This is a genomic window from Mycobacterium sp. Root135, assembly GCF_001426545.1.
Classification (GTDB): domain Bacteria; phylum Actinomycetota; class Actinomycetes; order Mycobacteriales; family Mycobacteriaceae; genus Mycobacterium.
Genome location: NZ_LMEZ01000010.1, coordinates 248821 through 265597 on the forward strand (window position 1 = coordinate 248821; position 16777 = coordinate 265597).

Here is a 16777-nt window from a genome sequence, read left to right on the forward strand (position 1 = left end):
CGCATGGCCGTCGACGAGGCGCGCACCGCGCGGGCCGTTGGCGCCGCAACGGCCGCGGGCCGCCAGCTCGGGCTCGAGGTGCGCGAACCGCGGGTGCTCTACGACGTGTTCTCGGTCGTCGTCCACCTGGCCCCGAGCCCCGTGGTGGTCCGGGTGCCGACCGTGCTGCCGCCGTCGTACACGCTGCGGCCGCAAGCCCAACTCGCACAGCAGCGCGCGGAGCTCGCCGTGACCGGATGGCTTGCCGACCACGGCCATCCGGTCGTCGCACCCAGCCCGCTGGTGCCACGTGAACCCGTTGCGCGAGAAGGGTTCTCGATGACGTTCTGGCAGCTCGTCGAGGAGGTCCGGGTGCCCGAGCCGGACACCGCGACTCGCCTGGCGATGACCGCCAAACTTCACGCCGTGCTGGCCGACTACACCGACGAGAACCTGGGCTTCTGGGCTCCGTTCGCCACCTACGTCCCCGACGGGCTGACCGCGCTGGAGAGCCATCCCGATCTGCTGTCCGCAGCCGATCTCGACCGGGCTCAACGGGAATGGTCGGCCGTCGAGCCGATCGTGTCGAGCCTCGACGCGTTCCAACGGGAGTTTCCAGGGGTGGCGGTCCAGACGATCCACGGCGACGCACCGTTCCACAACATGATCACCACCCCTGCCGGCGAGTACTGGGCGGACTTCGAACTCGTCACCCTCGGGCCGGTCGAGTCCGACGTCGCACTGGCCGGCGCGGACGGCGTGGCGACCTACGACGAGGCAGCCGTGCGCCTCGGGCTGCGGGCCTCCGACCCCCGGGTGCTGCGTCTGGTAGAGGCCGCCGGATCTCTCGCGACTGTCGCCTGCCTCGCCATGGCTCCCCAATTGCCGATGCTCGTCGGTGCCGTCGAACCCGCTCTCACGCAATGGCGTTCGACGCCGGAGTTCACCGCACCCTGACTAGGCGGGCGGGCCCGACGTGCGACCGCGCACCAGCTCGGTATCGAGGATCTCCACCGCGGGCAGCCCCGACCGTGGCGGGTTGTGCAGCAAATGGCCTGCCCGACGCCCCTTTTCGACGCTGGGCTGCTTGACCGTCGTCAGCCCGCGCGCCAATGCGTCTGGGACACCGTCGAATCCGGTGACCGTCATCTGCCCAGGCACATAGATTCCACGACCACGCAGGTAGTCCATCGCCGAGAGCGCGAGCACGTCGGTGGTGCACATCAACGCCGTGATGCGGGGGTTGACGTCCAGCGCCACCTCGGCCGCGGCCCCGCCGGAGGCTTGGAGGTGATCGCGAGTCTCCACCACCGTCAACGAATCGGGTTGCAGGCCAGCATCCTTCATGGCCTCGCGGGTGCCTTGAATGCGCGCCCGCTGGACGAAGAAGTGCGGGTTGTCCATGCGCTCCAGATCGGCCGCCGCGGCCTCGGCGTCGCCGTGGGGCCAGTCGCGCCCCAGCCTCATCGTCAGCACTCCGATGTGTCGGTGACCGAGCCCGATGACGTAGTCGGCCACACTGCGCATCGCGGCGCGGTCGTCGATTCCGACACGCGAGGCGTCGGGGACGTCCCGTGGTTGGTCGACCACCACCACCGGCAGTGCGCGCTGCGCCACCACCTGAAGGTAGGGGTCGTCGTCGGAAGCCGAGTAGACGACGAAACCGTCGACGCCCGCGGACAGCACCGCGGCGGTGCCGTCGCTCACGCTGCGATTGGGGCCGGCGGCGACCAACAGCAGCCCCTGTCCCACCGCCTCGCAGGACTCGGCGAGCCCCGCGACGAAGTCCAGCGCCGCCGGGTCACGGAACGAATAGTTGAGCGGTTCGGTGAGGATGAGGCCGACCGCACCCGCGCGGCGAGTGCGAAGGGAGCGTGCGACCGGATCGGGTCCGGCGTAGCCCAGCTGCTTGGCCGTTGCCAGAACGCGCTCGCGGAGATCGGCGGACAACTGGTCCGGCCGGTTGTAGGCGTTGGAGATCGTGGTGCGCGAGACCTTGAGTTCGGCGGCCAACGACGCCAGGGTTGCGCGCCGGCGTGGCGCAGGTCCTCTGGGCATGGAGTATGACGCTAGCCGATTCCTTGCAGTTCACGCCGTCAACGGGCTGCGTGGCGCACGCTGGTGATGACGCGGACGGTGCCGCTCATGACGTCGGAGACGTAGACGGTGCGGCCGTCTCTACTCGCGGCCATCAGTCCGGGCTGGATGCCGACCCCGACGGTCGCGACGGTGTGGTTGGTGGCGACGTCGACGACCGTGACGGTTCCGCAGTTGATGTTGCTTACATAAAGACGATCGCCGCGCACGATCATGTCGACCGGGGCGGCGTCCGGCGGGATCGCGTCGAGCGCACGGGTCGTGGGGTCGACCTCCACCGCGGTGGTGGTCGACCCGTCCACCACGGTGAGGGCGTTGGTGGCGACGTTGACGACGTACAACCGCTTGCCGACGACGGCGGCGTAGTACGGGTATCCGGCGGTGTCCGCGTGGTCGGCGGTGTTGGTCGTCTGGTCGAGCACCGCCACCGTGCCGCCCGCGTAGTTGGTGACGTAGACCCGGTCCGCGGTGGCGGCGAGCCCGAACGGGTCACCGCCGACGGGGATTCGGACGAGTTCGGTGTTGTCGGCCAGGTCGATCACCGACACGGTTCCGGCGAGGTCCGCGACGTAGAGGCGGTCGCCGCTGATTTCGAGACCAAACGGATTGGCGCCGACGTCGATGACGTCGACGACGGTGTTGGTCGAGGCGTCGACCACGGAAACCGTGCCGTCGTCGGCGTTCCCGACGTAGAGCGTGCCGCCGCTGGCTGCCAGAGCGAACGGCATGCTGCCGACCTCGACCGAACCGACCACCGTTCTGGTCGCGGTGTCCACGACCTTCACCGATCCGTTGCCTGCCGCGTCGTCGGAGCCGTTGAGGACGTACAGGCGGTCCCCGATGACCGCAAGACCGTAGGTGAGCCCGCTGCCGACGTCGATGGTGTCGGTGACGGCGGCCTCGGCCGGGTCGACGGGCGCGCGCACGTCGACCGTCTGACCGTCGGACGCGGCGACGGCGAACATCGCGACCGCGTCGTCGGGATTCATGTGCGCCGACAGCCTGGCGGCCTGGGTTGGCGTGAACGCCCAGTGCCCGGAGTCGGCGTCGACGGTGACGGCACCGAGCCGCCGGTCGACCTGCCGGACCAACGAGTAGGTGAGCGCACCGGCACCGGGATCGTCGACGACGTTGACGTGACCGGCCACTCGTCCCGACATGCGGTCGACCCGGTCGACGACCGCACCCGGGGTGGCCAGCGGGTCGGCGTCGACCAGCTCGGTCCGCTGAGGGTCCGCGACCGACACCTGCCGATGGTCGACGACGCCGCGCTCGGACTGACGCCGCACCCAGGCCAGCACCGCCCACAGCGCCGGAGTGTCCGCCGGGCTCCCCGGCACCGGGACGACGAAGGGTGCCAACACCGCGGCGAGGACGCCAGTGAAGGTTCGCACCTGTTCACGTGCCGAATCCGCGTCGGGCGCCGTGGACACCCCCCGGGCCGCAACGGCCGACGCGTGGGCCGCCCCGTCCTGGCCGACGGCCGCCTGCTCGCCGGCCGCGGCGCCAAAGAACGTCCCAGCACCGCCACCGCCCCCGAACGAGACGGTCGCCAGTGGAATCGACGAGATCGCAGTGACGACAACACTGTTCGGCATGGAGGCGATCACGTCCGACGTGAACGCCCTGGCAGCCTTGGCGTCCTCGTGGACCGCAGCGACCGGAGTCGGGACGGCGACGGGCGCGGCTTCCTGGATCGGGACGGCCACCTGCTCCGCAGCGGGTGGCGTGGCGACCGACGTGACTTGGGGCGCAGCCTGTTCCTGGGTGACGGATTCCTGCGCGATCGGCTCGGTTCCGCTCGATGACGACGCGCCGGCCTCCGATGACCCCTGCTCGTACTCACTCGAGGTGAGCGCGCCACCGGAACTGCGGATGGAGACTCCTGGCGCCGGTTCGCTCGCCGACCCCGTCGACCCGAGAGCCTGATCGGGGTCTGACGTTGCGTCAGACCCCGACCCGGCACCGACGGAACCCGCCCCCACGGGTGGCGTCGACCCCCCAGACGACACCACCCCGGGCTCCGCCTTCGAGTCCGGGTCCCCCGATCCCGAACTCTCGACCTGCGACACGCCAGGCGACGGCTCTGCCGTTGGCTCGGCATTCACGATGCCCGGATGGGTCATCGCCGCCGCACCAACGCCGAACACCACTGCGAGGGCCCCCGCGCATCGAAGGCGTTTCGTGTTGCTCACCGCCGATGCCCCTCGCCGTTGTCCCTTCCGACGTCGTCCTCGTAGATGATGGCCCGGAAAGCGGCCCGGTCGCATCGGGGATTCCCCTATGGTTCTGCTGCCTGTGACCCCATGCCCACGACTAGTGCCGCGTCAGCCGCCCGTGGCGACGGGGCGGGCCGGTTCGCCGCACCACTGCGACCACGACCCGGGGAACAGCGCCGCGTCGACGCCGACCACGGCCAGCGCGGCGACCGCGACCGCCGCGGTGACACCCGACCCGCAGTACGCACCGGTGGTGTCACCGAGCGTGTCGGCGAGGTCGGCCGTCGGAAGGAACGCGCCGTCGGCGCCGAGCAGCGACGTGCTCGGCACGTTGACGGCGCCGGGAACGTGGCCCGCGACCGGGTCGACGGGTTCGACGTCGCCGCGAAAGCGCTCCGGGGCCCGTGCGTCGGCCAACCGGGAGCCGAGCGCCGCGGCCTCGTCGGCGCTCAACGTCGGTAGAGCTCCCGCGTAGAGGTCGGGATGGGTGACGGTGACGTCTCCCGGCTTTGGGGTGACGACGCCGGATTCCAGAGACCCTCGCCACGCCGCCAAGCCCCCGTCGAGGATGCGCACGTTGGCCAGCCCGGCCGCCCTCAACACCCACCACGCCCGCGCCGACCCGGCCCGATTCCAGTCGTCGTAGACCACGACCGCCTCACCGTCCCTGATCCCCCACCGCCGCGCCGCGGCCTGTAGCGCGGCGCCGGACGGCAGGGGGTGCCTGCCCCTTCCGGTCACGGAATGGTCGGTCAACTCGTCGTCGAGGGAGACGTAGACCGCGCCGGGAAGATGGCCGGCCTCGTACGCGGCGGTGCCGTCCGGTTCGGTCAGTTGCCAGCGGACGTCCAGGATTCGCGGCGGCGCACCTCCCGCGATCAGCTCCTCGAGTTCGGTTGCGGTGACCAATACTTCGGATCTCACGCACTCGAACGTACGCTGACCCGCGTGGGCGAGCACGCGTTCAGCGCAGCGGAGAGACGGGCCGTGTACCGAGCCATCGCCGAGCGCCGCGACATGCGTCGATTCGCACCCGGCGACGTGCCAGACGACGTCCTCGCCCGACTGCTCGCGGCCGCGCACGCCGCACCAAGCGTCGGACTGATGCAGCCGTGGCAATTCATCCGCATCACCGACGACGCCCTGCGCCACCAGATCCACGACATCGTCTCCGACGAACGCCGACAGACCGCGTCGGCACTGGGACCACGGGGCGACGAATTCCTCCGGTTGAAGGTCGAGGGCGTGCTGGACTGCGCCGAACTTCTCGTCGTGGCGCTGCGCGACGGCCGCGACCAACACGTCTTCGGCCGCCGAACCCTGCCCCAGATGGATCTGGCCTCCGTGTCGTGCGCCATCCAGAATCTGTGGCTTGCCGCGCGCGCGGAGGGCCTCGGCATGGGCTGGGTGTCGATCTTCGACCCCGTCCGCCTCGGGGCGCTGCTCGGAATGCCCGACGACGCCGAGCCCGTGGCGATCCTGTGTCTCGGCCCGGTTCCCGAGTTTCCCGACCGGCCCGCGCTGGAGGTCGACGAGTGGACGTTCGGCAGGCCGCTCGACGAATTCGTCTCGGAGAACGGCTGGGCGGGCCAACCCGCACCCGCCGTAGGCTTACCGCCGTGTCCCCCGTGACCGTCGACCTCAACGCCGACCTCGGTGAGGGTTTCGGAGTGTGGCGACTCGGCGACGACGACGCCATGCTCGAGCTCGTCACCAGTGCCAACGTGGCGTGCGGCTTCCACGCAGGCGACCCGGCCGGGTTGGCGACGGTGTGCCAGGCCGCAGCCCGCCGCGGCGTCCGCATCGGAGCGCAGGTGAGCTATCGCGACCTCGCCGGGTTCGGCAGACGCTACATCGACATGGAAGCCGACGATCTCACCGCCGACGTGATCTACCAGATTGGCGCCCTACAGGCCTTGGCCGCCGCCACCGGATCCACGGTCAGCTACGTCAAACCCCATGGTGCGCTGTACAACACGATCGTCCACGACGAGGGTCAAGCCGCCGCGGTCGCCGCGGCGGTGCACGCCGTCGACCCGGGCCTTCCCGTGCTGGGGCTGGCCGGTTCCGCGTTCTTCTACGCCGCCGACGCCCTCGGCCTGCGCACCGTCGCAGAGGCCTTCGCCGACCGGGCCTACCAACCCGACGGACGGCTGGTCTCGCGCCGCGAACCCGGCGCGGTCCTCGACGACGCCGAGGCCATCGCCGCCCGGGTGTCCTCGATGGTCGGCCGCGGCACAGTCGAGGCAGTCGACGGGACGACCATCCGCATCACCGCGGAATCGGTGTGCGTGCACGGAGATTCACCAGGCGCCGTGCACAGCGCCACCGCGGTCCGCGCTCGATTGGCCGCCGACGGAGTCGTCGTGAAAGCGTTTACCTGATGCGGCTCAAGCTCGGCCGGCCGAACCTCGCCGACTACCGCCGATACTTCGACCAACCGCCGGCGACGTCGCAGTCGCCACTCACCGTGACATGGGCAGGCGTGACCACCCTCCTCGTCGACGACGGCCAGTCGGCCCTGCTGACCGACGGATTCTTCACCCGCCCAGGGCTTCTCACCGTCGGTCTCCGCAAGCTGGCCCCGTCCCTACCCCGCATCGACGGATGCCTGGCCCGCCTCGGAGTGGACCGGCTGGAGGCCGTCCTGCCCGTCCACACCCACTTCGACCACGCGATGGATTCGGCGGTCGTCGCCCAGCGCACGGGCGCGAAGCTGGTCGGTGGCACGTCGGCAGCCCAGCTGGGCCGCGGTGCGGGACTGCCAGAAGAGCAACTCGTCGTCGTCAGCCCAGGTGAGCCAATGTCGTTGGGGGCGTTCGACGTAACCCTCGTCGCAGGGAGCCACTGCCCGCCGGACCGCTTCCCAGGCACCATCACCGAACCACCGGTCCCGCCGGTGCGGGCCTCGGCATACCGATGCGGCGAGGCGTGGTCGACTCTGATCCACCACCGCCCCACCGACCGACGCCTCCTCGTCGTCGGCAGCGCAGGCTTCGTCCCCGGCGCACTGCGAGGACGACGGGCCGACGTCGTCTACCTCGGCGTCGGACAGCTGGGGCTACAGCCGGAGCGCTACCTCCGCGACTACTGGGACGAGGCGGTGCGCGCGGTTGGCGCCAGCCGGGTCGTCCTCGTCCACTGGGACGACTTCTTCGGTCCGCTCCGGGAACCGGTGCGCGCGCTGCCATACGCGGGCGACGACCTCGACGCGTCGATGCGGGTGCTGACCGGGCTGGCGGCCGAAGACCACGTGGCACTGCACCTTCCAGCACCATGGGAACGTGCCGACCCGTGGAGCTGACGCTGGCACGACGTTGCCCGCGCTGCTTGGCATCGCCGCGGCGACCGCGCTGCTGGCCGTGTCGATCGGAGTGAAGGTCGGACCCAATCCCACCCATCCCGGTTCACAGTCGAACCTGTTGTGGCGCAGTGCGTCCAACGCGTCGGCGTACCGGGCCTGTGGACCGGGATCTCGCTATTCGGAATCTGACGGGTTCGGGACGGCAGGTGTGCGCCAGGATCGCGCCCGTCGGCACGAGGTAGTTTGCTCCAGATGCCCTCACGCCAATCTTTGCGCGCGCTGGACGCCGTCAACTTCTTCCTGGCTGACGTCCGCGACGGACTGGGCCCGTACCTCGCGATCTACCTGCTAGCGGTCCGCGGACCCGAACACGGCTGGAACGAGGCCACCGTCGGATCGGTGATCACCATCGCCGGCGTCGTCGGGCTGCTCTCGCAGACCCCCGCGGGCATCCTCATCGACCGGGTAAAGAACCGGCGGGCGATCATCGTCGTCGCCGCCCTTGCCGTGACCGTCAGCTCGCTGGTGCTGCCCTTCGTGAGCGGGTTCGCGTTGATCGCGATCAGTCAGTCGGTCGCGTCGCTCGCAGGTGCGGTGTTCGCCCCGGCGATCGCAGCCGTCACCCTTGGCCTGATGGGACCGCGGATGTTCGCACCCAGAGTCGGCCGCAACGAGGCGTTCAACCACGCGGGCAACGCCACCGCTGCGGGCGTCGCCGCGCTCCTCGCCTGGTCGCTCGGCCCGGTGGTGGTGTTCTGGCTGATGGGCGTGCTGGCCGTGCTCAGCGTCGTGGCCACCACGCGCATCCGCGGCGACGAGATCGACGACCAACTGGCCCGCGGCCTCACCCCCGACGACGGCGGGAAGTCCGTCGGCGCCTGGACCACGCTGGTCACCAACCGCCCGCTGATGATCTTCGCGATCATCGCGTTCACCTTTCACCTGGCCAACGCCGCGATGCTCACCTCCGTCAGCCAGCTCCTGACCCGCGTCGTCGGAAAGGACAGCGCCACGTCACTGGTCGCGTTGTGCATCCTGGCCGCGCAGGTGGTGATGGTGCCGGTGGCGATCGTGGTCGGCCGCAAGGCCGACGTCTGGGGCCGAAAACCCATCTTCCTGGTCGCCTTCGCGGTGCTGACGGCCCGCGGGCTGCTCTACACCGTGTCCGACAACGCGGCCTGGCTGCTGGCCGTGCAGGCACTCGACGGGATCGGCGCGGGCATCTTCGGAGCGCTGTTCCCCATCGTGATCGCCGACCTGACCCGAGGATCGGGACGGTTCAACGTGGCCCAGGGCGCCGTGTCGACCGTGCAGGGCGTCGGCGCCGCCCTCAGCGCGACGGTCGCCGGGTTCATCATCGTCACCGAGGGATACACGATCGCGTTCTGGACGCTGGCAGCCGTGGCCGCCATCGGCTTGGTGCTCTACGCCCGCTTCATGCCCGAGACCGCGCAGACGGTCAGCGACGCTGTCTAGCGATCTCCGCCAGCACCACACCCGCGGCCACCGAGGCGTTCAACGACTCCGTCGGCCCCGCCATCGGGATGGACACGATCGCGTCGCAGTTCTCCCGCACCAACCGGGATAGGCCCTTGCCCTCGGAGCCCACCACGACGACCATCGGACCGCTCGCGTCGACCTGGTCGAGCTGGGTGTCGCCACCGGCGTCGAGACCCACCACCAGCAGGCCCTCGTCCTTCCAGCTCTGCAGCGTGCGGGTGAGGTTGGTAGCCCGCCCGACGCGAAGCCGCGCGGCAGCGCCGGCACTGGTGCGCCACGCGACGGCCGTCACCGACGCCGACCGGCGTTGCGGGATGAGCACGCCGTGGCCACCGAACGCGGCGACCGACCTGACGATCGCACCCAGGTTCCGGGGATCGGAGATGTTGTCCAACGCCACCAGCAGGGCCGGCGTCGAATCCGCCTTCGCCACCCGCAGCAAGTCGTCGGGATGGGCGTAGTTGTACGGCGGCACCTGCAGGGCTATGCCCTGGTGAAGACCGTTGGCGCTGAGGCGGTCCAGGTCGTGCTTCTGCACTTCGAGGATCGAGATGCCCTTGTCGGCCGCACGCTGCACCGACTCGGTCAGGCGCTCGTCGGCTTCGGTTCCGAGCATCACCCACAGCGCAGTCGCCGGCACGCCGGCGCGCAAGCACTCGAGCACGGGGTTGCGGCCGAGCACGACCTCGGTCTCGTCGGTCTTCTTGTGCCGTCCCTGGTCCTTGCGGGCCGCCGCGGCAGCGCGCTTTCCGGCGGGGTGGTGTGGCCGCGCGCTCGCTGGCGGGGTCGCGCCCTTGGCCTCGAGCCCGCGCCTGCGCACACCGCCGGAGCCGATCTGCGGCCCCTTCTTGGTGCCCGCCTTGCGTACCGCTCCGCGTCGTTGGGAGTTGCCTGCCATTATTTGTTGCTCCCGTCGCCGAGTTCCCACTGTGGTCCGTCGGCGGTGTCGGTGACGACGATGCCCGCCGCCTTGAGTCGATCGCGAATCTCGTCGGCCTTCGCCCAGTCTCGTTGTTCGCGGGCCTCCGCGCGACCCTTGAGCGCCCACTGGACCAGCTCGTCGATCGCCGCGAGGGCCGCAGAGGTCTCGTCGCGCGATTCCCACCGCTCGTCGAGTGGGTCGCAGCCGAGGATGCCCATCATCGCCCGGATGGACCTGGCGTGCGTCATCGCAGTTTCGTGGTCGCCCGCGTCGAGCGCGCGATTGCCTTCGGCCCGTGCCGCGTGCACCTCGGCGAGCGCGGCGGGTACAGCCAGATCGTCGTCGAGCGCGGCGCCGAACTTCTCGGTCCAGTCGCCGGGCACGATCGTCCCCACCCGGTTGCGCACGCGGTGGAGGAAGTCCTCGATGCCGGTGTAGGCCTTCACTGCGTCCTGCAGGGCGTTCTCGGAGAACTCCAGCATCGAACGGTAGTGCGCGGAGCCGAGGTAGTAGCGCAGCTCGGCGGCCCGAACCCGTTGCAGCACAGCGGGAATCGCCAACACGTTGCCGAGGGACTTGCTCATCTTCTCGCCACCCATGGTGACCCAGCCGTTGTGCATCCAATACTGCGCGAAGCCGTCGCCGGCCGCCCGCGCCTGCGCGATCTCGTTCTCGTGGTGCGGAAACACCAAGTCCATTCCACCGGCGTGGATGTCGAACGCCGCACCGAGGTATGTCTCGCACATGGCGACGCACTCGGTGTGCCAGCCCGGACGACCCGGGCCCCACGGCGTCGGCCACGACGGCTCGCCCGGCTTGGCACCCTTCCACAGCGTGAAGTCACGCGGGTCGCGCTTGCCCGTGGCGACACCCTCGCCTTGGTGCACGTCGTCGATCCGGTGGCCGGACAACTGGCCGTAGTCGGGATAGCTCAGCACGTCGAAGTAGACGTCACCGCCGCCGGTGTACGCATGGCCGTCGGCGAGCAGCCGCTCGATGAGCTCGACCATCTGGGTGATGTGCCCGGTGGCGCGCGGCTCGGCCGACGGGGGCAGGACGCCGAGGGCGTCGTAGGCGGAGGTGAAGGCGCGCTCGAAGGTCGCCGCCCACTCCCACCACGGCCGGCCCGCGTCGGCAGCCTTGTTGAGGATCTTGTCGTCGATGTCGGTGACGTTGCGGATGAAGGCGACGTCGAAGCCCTTCGCCGTCAGCCAGCGACGCAGTACGTCGAACGCCACGCCACTGCGGACGTGGCCAATGTGTGGCAGACCCTGGACGGTGGCGCCGCAGAGGTAGATCGACGCGTGTCCGTCGCGCAGAGGGACGAAGTCACGCACCACACCCGTCATGGTGTCGTGAATTCGCAGGGGCTGAACGGTCACGACGGGCCAGCTTACCGGCCCGTCAGCCTTCAATCGTCCACACCACTGATCTGTTCCTCGTCTTCCACGACCAGCGCCGTCGCGATCGCGGCCAGACCTTCGCCCCGACCGGTCAAGCCGAGGCCGTCGGTAGTCGTCGCCGACACCGACACCGGCGCGTCGAGCAGCTGAGACAGAAGTTGCTGTGCCTCGGCGCGGCGCGGACCGATCTTGGGCCGGTTGCCGATCACCTGAACGGCGGCGTTGCCGACGCGGAAGCCTTCGGCACGGAGCAGTCCGTGCACGTGACGAAGCATGTCGGCTCCCCCGACGCCACGCCATTCGGGACGGTCGGTGCCGAAGACGGAACCGAGATCGCCAAGACCGGCTGCGCTCAGCAGAGCGTCGCATAGCGCGTGCGCCGCGACGTCTCCGTCGGAATGCCCAGCGCAGCCGTCGGCGTCATCGAAGGACAAGCACAGCAGCCAACACGGCCTACCGGCTTGAATCGGGTGCACATCGGTCCCCAGACCGATTCTTGGCACCATGGAGCGCCCCTGAAAGGTCAGGAAGCTGCTGCCAGAACCTCGTCGAGGATGCTTTCGGCCTTCTCCTCGTCGGTGTTCTCGGCAAGAGCCAACTCGCCAACGAGAATCTGCCGGGCCTTGGCCAGCATGCGCTTCTCGCCGGCGGACAGTCCGCGCTCCTGATCACGACGCCACAGGTCGCGAACGACCTCAGCCACCTTGTTCACGTCACCAGAGGCCAGCTTCTCCAAGTTGGCCTTGTACCGACGCGACCAGTTGGTCGGCTCCTCGGTATGCGGGGCGCGAAGCACCTGGAAGACCTTGTCCAGGCCCTCCTGGCCGACGACGTCGCGAACTCCGACGTACTCTGCGTTGTCAGCAGGAACTCGAACGGTGAGATCGCCCTGCGCAACCTTCAGGACGAGATATTCTCTCTGCTCGCCCTTGATGGTTCGGGTTTCGATCGCCTCGATCAATGCAGCACCGTGGTGTGGATAGACAACGGTGTCTCCGACCTTGAAAATCATCAGATTCGAGCCCCTTTCACAACCCAATGTTAGCACGGAGCTAAGACACGTGTTGCGCAACGATGCAGGTCAGGGGCACCGCGGGTGAAGACGAGGGGTTGACAGGGTGAGGAATCCGTGCAACGCGCAGGCCTCTCGGCAAACCCATGCCGGACTATCAGCCGCCCCAACGGACCCGTTCCGAGCGGTGTGACGAGCCCCGTCGCCAGCCCTCGGCTTCCGCCACTCCACGCCACCTACTACTCTGCATAGTCGACACTCGGGATGCACGTCACGGTCGTCCCGTCGCCGAGCAGGAGGCTTCAGTGACGCTCTCGAAAACGCGGACTTCCGCCGTCGCGCTGGCCGCTTGCGGCCTGTCGGCCGCCATCGTCCTGTCCGGCTGCAGCGCAGGCCAGATCTCCCAGTCGGCATCGCAGCAGCCCGCCGTCAACGGCACCCTCGCCTGGGTCGGCGACCCGACCTCGGGAATCGCCCTTCGCAACGTGCACCTGCGCGCCCCCCAGACCTCCGACTACGTGCGGCCCGGCGGCGACACCGAGTTGCTGTTCGTCGCCGTGAACGAGTCGGCGGAGAAGGACGACCGGCTGGTGTCGATCACGTCCAGCGTCGGCACCGTGAGCCTCACCGGGAATCTCACCGTCCCCGCAGGCGGCACCCTGATCGTGGGGACTCCGGACGGCACGCCGAGCGCACTGGACGCCACCGAGGGCGCTAGCACCGTCGAAGCTTCCGTGCAGCTCACCAAGCCGATCAGCAACGGCCTCAACTACCCGTTCACCTTCACCTTCGAGCGCTCCGGCCAGACGGAGCTCAACGTGCCGATCTCGGCCGGGGAGACTCCACGTCGTGAGGCAGCGGTCGAGGCGGGCGCCGAAGCCGACACGGGCGGCCACTGAGCTTCGTCGGCACCGTTCTGTCGGTGTCGCCCGATACGGTCGGCACGTGGCAAAGGTCGGTTCCAAGGCGCGTTCGCAACACCGCTGTTCGGAGTGTCAGCACGTCACTGCCAAGTGGGTCGGCCGGTGTCCGGACTGCGGCAGCTGGGGCACGGTCGACGAGATCGCCGTCCTCACCCCGATCTTGGGCGCGGCGTCTAATCGCGCCGTCGCACCAAGCTCTCCCGCCGTCCCCATCAGCTCGATCGACCCCGGCTCCACCAGGCACTTTCCGACAGGGGTCAGTGAGCTCGACCGGGTTCTCGGAGGCGGCCTCGTCCCCGGCTCGGTGACGCTGCTGGCCGGCGATCCCGGCGTCGGCAAGTCGACGCTGCTGCTCGAGGTCGTCCATCGCTGGGCGGAATCCGGTCGCCGCGCGCTGTATCTGTCGGGCGAGGAGTCCGCGGGCCAGATCCGACTGCGCGCCGAACGCACGGGCTGCACGCACGACGAGGTGTTCCTCGCGGCCGAGTCCGACCTGCAGACCGCGCTCGGCCACATCGAACAGGTGAAGCCCTCGCTCATCGTCGTCGACTCGGTCCAGACGATGTCGACCACCGAGGCCGACGGAGTCACCGGCGGCGTCACCCAGATCCGGGCGGTCACCACCGCCCTGACGATGGCCGCGAAGACCACCGGTGTCGCGATCATCCTCGTCGGCCACGTGACCAAGGACGGGGCCATTGCGGGACCCCGTTCGCTGGAGCACCTCGTCGACGTCGTGATGCACTTCGAAGGTGACCGCTCGTCGGCACTGCGCATGGTGCGAGGGGTGAAGAACCGCTTCGGCGCCGCTGACGAAGTCGGCTGTTTTCTGTTGCACGACAACGGCATCGAGGGCGTCGCCGATCCGTCTGGCTTGTTCCTGGACCAGCGGCCGCAACCGGTGTCGGGCACCTCGGTGACGGTGACCCTCGACGGCAAGCGACCCCTCATCGGCGAGGTTCAGGCGCTCATCGGCTCGGCGTCGGCGGGCAATCCGCGGCGGGCAGTCAGCGGCATCGACTCGGCCCGTGCAGCGATGATCACCGCGGTCCTCGAGAAGCGCGCGCACCTCAACGTCGGGCAGAACGACATCTACTTGTCGACGGTCGGCGGCATGCGCCTGACCGATCCGTCCTCCGACCTGGCGGTCGCGCTGGCGATCGCGTCGGCGTATGCCGACATACCGATGCCGACGACGGTGGTCGCCATCGGTGAGGTCGGCCTCGCAGGCGATCTTCGCCGCGTGACGGGCATGGACCGCCGCCTGGCGGAAGCGGCCCGGCTGGGGTTCACGTGCGCCGTGATACCGCCCGGGGTGAAGGACGTTCCCGCCGGGTTGACGGTGCAGTCGGCGGACAACATCTCGGGGGCCTTGCGGGTGCTCAGGAACATCTCCGACAATGTGAGGGACAATGGCGGCCGACGCTAGGAGAGGTGATGGCCGTGAAGGCTGCCAGAAGCGGGCGCGGCAACGTCGTGCAGCTCGCTCGTCCGACACTGCGTGAGACCCTCGGACAGCTGGCCCCGGGTACCGCGCTTCGTGACGGACTCGAGCGCATCCTGCGTGGACGTACCGGCGCGCTGATCGTGCTGGGGTTCGACGACGGCGTCGACGCCATCTGTGACGGTGGCTTCGCTCTCGACATCGCCTACGCGCCGACGCGGCTTCGCGAATTGTCCAAGATGGACGGCGCGGTCGTGTTGTCCAGCGACGGAACCCGCATCCTGCGCGCCAACGTGCAGCTCGTCCCCGATCCCTCGATCCCGACCGACGAGTCGGGAACCCGGCACCGGTCAGCCGAGCGCACGGCCGTGCAAACGGGTTATCCCGTTGTCTCCGTTAGCCATTCGATGAGCATCGTCACCGTCTACGTGGCCGGCGAGCGACACGTGGTGCCCGATTCCGCGACGATCCTGTCGCGCGCGAACCAGACGATCGCCACCCTCGAGCGGTACAAGGCCCGGCTCGACGAGGTCAATCGACAGCTCTCGACCGCCGAAATCGAAGACTTCGTGACACTGCGCGACGTCATGACCGTGGCGCAGCGCCTGGAGATGGTCCGCCGCATCAGCCTCGAGATCGACGCCGACGTCGTCGAACTCGGTACCAACGGACGCCAACTCAAGCTGCAGCTCGAAGAACTCGTCGGTGACAACGACACCGCCCGCGAACTGATTGCGCGCGACTATCACGCCAACCCGGATCCGCCCTCGACCGCCCAGGTGCTCGCGACGCTGGACGAGCTCGACACCCTCAGCGACAACGAACTCCTCGACTTCACCGCGCTGGCGCGGGTCTTCGGCTATCCGTCGACGCTGGAGGCACAGGACTCCGCGATGAGCTCCCGCGGCTACCGCGCGATGGCAGGCATTCCACGACTGCAGTTCGCCCACGTGGACCTGCTGGTTCGCTCCTTCGGGTCGCTGCAGGGCGTGCTGGCCGCAAGCGCCAACGACCTGCAGTCGGTCGAAGGCATCGGGTCGATGTGGGCCCGGCACATCCGCGAGGGACTCTCCCAGTTGGCGGAGTCCACGATTGCCGATCAGCTGGCCTGATCCTCGGTGCGCACCGTTCTCGTCGTGGTGCACCCGGAGGCCACTCATCACGTCGACGGCCTCGTCGGCGGGTGGTACGACTCCGACCTCACCGCCGTCGGCCAGCGGGACGCCGAATCTGCCGCTGTCGCCGTCCGCAACGCGATCCCCGGCGGAGCCCCGGTAGACGTCTTCTCTTCCGATCTTGACCCGTTGTCGGCGAACCGCAGAGGCGATCGCGACGCCCCTTGGGGTGACGCCGTCGTTCGACCGGCGCCTGCGCGAGAAGTCCTACGGCGTTGCAGGGGGCCGACCGCAGAGCTGGCTCGACAGTCGGTTCGTACCTCCGCCGCCTCCGACCGGAGAGCGAATGCACCACGACGAGGGCGTCGACGGCGCGGAAACCAAGGCGGCCTTCGCCGAACGCATCTACGCCGTCATGGACGACGTCCTGGCACGACCGGTCCAACGGCAGGTGATCGTCACCCACGGATTCGCGCTGACGTACGTCGTCGCGGCCTGGATCGGCATGCCCGTCGAAGCGCTCGGCTACGTGCACTTTCGTGGCGGGCCGGGGAGCATCACCACCCTGCACGAGGACGACCACTTCCACAATCGATCGGTCATGTCGCTGGGCGGCACCGAACATCTGCGGTTGACTTAGCTTGGTCGCAGGTCCGTGTCGGACCCTGGATCTACAATCGAACACATGAGCGAACAGGGTGCGGTGGCGGTGTTGCTGCAGCGGATGTGCTCCGCCGCGCGAGCCGAAGCCTGCGCCGCCGCCGAACGACTCGTCGCCATCGGAGAACTGGTCTCCCTGCGACTCGCCGAGGACGCCGGGGCCACCGACCTGTGGGTCGTCGACGCCACCGACGCCGTC

Annotated in this window: 15 protein-coding genes and 1 pseudogene; 9 read left to right on the forward strand and 7 right to left on the reverse strand. The window is 69.2% G+C overall.

All coding sequences use genetic code 11. From position 1 onward, the window contains the following. The first annotated feature begins 3 nt into the window (after positions 1-3). A complete protein-coding gene (locus tag ASD37_RS30100; RefSeq protein WP_056560727.1) occupies positions 4-936 on the forward strand; it encodes a phosphotransferase in 933 nt (310 codons plus the stop codon). Here ASD37_RS30100 and ASD37_RS30105 read toward each other — a convergent pair whose 3' ends face one another. The 3 genes from ASD37_RS30105 to ASD37_RS30115 all read right to left on the reverse strand — a co-directional run bounded on the left by ASD37_RS30105 (position 937) and on the right by ASD37_RS30115 (position 5219). Continuing rightward, positions 937-2037, reverse strand: coding sequence for a LacI family DNA-binding transcriptional regulator (locus ASD37_RS30105; RefSeq protein ID WP_056560730.1), 1101 nt, complete (start codon positions 2035-2037; stop codon positions 937-939). A gap of 38 nt (positions 2038-2075) precedes the next feature. Continuing rightward, positions 2076-4271: a hypothetical protein gene (locus tag ASD37_RS30110; protein WP_156721178.1), complete on the reverse strand. Its 2196-nt coding sequence runs from the start codon at positions 4269-4271 to the stop codon at positions 2076-2078. 132 nt (positions 4272-4403) lie between these two features. Then, on the reverse strand, positions 4404-5219 hold the full coding sequence (locus ASD37_RS30115; RefSeq protein WP_056560837.1) for a sulfurtransferase: 816 nt from the start codon (positions 5217-5219) through the stop codon (positions 4404-4406). A gap of 24 nt (positions 5220-5243) precedes the next feature. On the opposite strand from ASD37_RS30115, the gene bluB reads away from it, so the two are divergent. From bluB to ASD37_RS30135, 4 genes are all read left to right on the forward strand, one after another. Then, positions 5244-5927 carry a 5,6-dimethylbenzimidazole synthase gene (gene bluB / locus ASD37_RS30120; protein ID WP_056560735.1) on the forward strand — a complete coding sequence of 228 codons (684 nt, stop codon included), beginning with the start codon at positions 5244-5246 and terminating at the stop codon, positions 5925-5927. After that, a complete protein-coding gene (locus ASD37_RS30125; RefSeq protein WP_082570496.1) occupies positions 5915-6679 on the forward strand; it encodes a LamB/YcsF family protein in 765 nt (254 codons plus the stop codon). Before bluB ends, ASD37_RS30125 begins: the two co-directional genes overlap by 13 nt. Then, positions 6679-7599 carry an MBL fold metallo-hydrolase gene (locus ASD37_RS30130; protein WP_056560741.1) on the forward strand — a complete coding sequence of 307 codons (921 nt, stop codon included), beginning with the start codon at positions 6679-6681 and terminating at the stop codon, positions 7597-7599. Before ASD37_RS30125 ends, ASD37_RS30130 begins: the two co-directional genes overlap by 1 nt. A gap of 252 nt (positions 7600-7851) precedes the next feature. Next, positions 7852-9075 carry an MFS transporter gene (locus ASD37_RS30135; RefSeq protein WP_056560744.1) on the forward strand — a complete coding sequence of 408 codons (1224 nt, stop codon included), beginning with the start codon at positions 7852-7854 and terminating at the stop codon, positions 9073-9075. Here ASD37_RS30135 and rlmB read toward each other — a convergent pair. From rlmB to carD, 4 genes are read right to left on the reverse strand one after another with little or no spacing between them, the layout of a single operon-like run. Next, complete coding sequence (rlmB, locus tag ASD37_RS30140) at positions 9059-9997, reverse strand: 23S rRNA (guanosine(2251)-2'-O)-methyltransferase RlmB (RefSeq protein WP_056560747.1); 939 nt, start codon at positions 9995-9997, stop codon at positions 9059-9061. The genes ASD37_RS30135 and rlmB overlap by 17 nt on opposite strands. Continuing rightward, positions 9997-11403: a cysteine--tRNA ligase gene (gene cysS, locus ASD37_RS30145; protein ID WP_255354956.1), complete on the reverse strand. Its 1407-nt coding sequence runs from the start codon at positions 11401-11403 to the stop codon at positions 9997-9999. Before cysS ends, rlmB begins: the two co-directional genes overlap by 1 nt. 29 nt (positions 11404-11432) lie before the next feature. Continuing rightward, on the reverse strand, positions 11433-11930 hold the full coding sequence (ispF, locus tag ASD37_RS30150) for a 2-C-methyl-D-erythritol 2,4-cyclodiphosphate synthase (RefSeq protein ID WP_056560750.1): 498 nt from the start codon (positions 11928-11930) through the stop codon (positions 11433-11435). A gap of 17 nt (positions 11931-11947) precedes the next feature. Then, the gene (carD, locus tag ASD37_RS30155; protein WP_056560753.1) at positions 11948-12436 is read right to left on the reverse strand and encodes an RNA polymerase-binding transcription factor CarD; all 489 of its coding nucleotides are present in this window, start codon (positions 12434-12436) and stop codon (positions 11948-11950) included. Positions 12437-12741: 305 nt separating this feature from the next. On the opposite strand from carD, the gene ASD37_RS30160 reads away from it, so the two are divergent. The 4 genes and pseudogenes from ASD37_RS30160 to ASD37_RS30175 all read left to right on the forward strand — a co-directional run bounded on the left by ASD37_RS30160 (position 12742) and on the right by ASD37_RS30175 (position 16558). Then, positions 12742-13335, forward strand: coding sequence for a hypothetical protein (locus tag ASD37_RS30160; protein ID WP_056560756.1), 594 nt, complete (start codon positions 12742-12744; stop codon positions 13333-13335). A 46-nt stretch (positions 13336-13381) separates the two neighbouring features. Continuing rightward, positions 13382-14788 (forward strand): DNA repair protein RadA, encoded by a 1407-nt coding sequence (gene radA / locus ASD37_RS30165; protein WP_056560759.1) that lies wholly within the window; start codon positions 13382-13384, stop codon positions 14786-14788. Positions 14789-14796: 8 nt separating this feature from the next. Further along, positions 14797-15915 carry a DNA integrity scanning diadenylate cyclase DisA gene (disA, locus tag ASD37_RS30170; RefSeq protein WP_056560763.1) on the forward strand — a complete coding sequence of 373 codons (1119 nt, stop codon included), beginning with the start codon at positions 14797-14799 and terminating at the stop codon, positions 15913-15915. A 24-nt stretch (positions 15916-15939) separates the two neighbouring features. Further along, positions 15940-16558 (forward strand): annotated as a pseudogene (locus ASD37_RS30175) (histidine phosphatase family protein). The last annotated feature ends 219 nt before the right edge of the window (positions 16559-16777 follow it).

What these genes read in the sequence shown, in the direction of transcription:
- ASD37_RS30100 (WP_056560727.1), top strand. Translation starts at nt 4, where the DNA reads ATGGCCGTCGACGAGGCGCGCACCGCGCGGGCCGTTGGCGCCGCAACG.
- ASD37_RS30105 (WP_056560730.1), bottom strand. Translation starts at nt 2,037, where the DNA reads ATGCCCAGAGGACCTGCGCCACGCCGGCGCGCAACCCTGGCGTCGTTG.
- ASD37_RS30130 (WP_056560741.1), top strand. Translation starts at nt 6,679, where the DNA reads ATGCGGCTCAAGCTCGGCCGGCCGAACCTCGCCGACTACCGCCGATAC.
- ASD37_RS30135 (WP_056560744.1), top strand. Translation starts at nt 7,852, where the DNA reads ATGCCCTCACGCCAATCTTTGCGCGCGCTGGACGCCGTCAACTTCTTC.
- rlmB (WP_056560747.1), bottom strand. Translation starts at nt 9,997, where the DNA reads ATGGCAGGCAACTCCCAACGACGCGGAGCGGTACGCAAGGCGGGCACC.
- ispF (WP_056560750.1), bottom strand. Translation starts at nt 11,930, where the DNA reads ATGGTGCCAAGAATCGGTCTGGGGACCGATGTGCACCCGATTCAAGCC.
- carD (WP_056560753.1), bottom strand. Translation starts at nt 12,436, where the DNA reads ATGATTTTCAAGGTCGGAGACACCGTTGTCTATCCACACCACGGTGCT.
- disA (WP_056560763.1), top strand. Translation starts at nt 14,797, where the DNA reads ATGGCCGTGAAGGCTGCCAGAAGCGGGCGCGGCAACGTCGTGCAGCTC.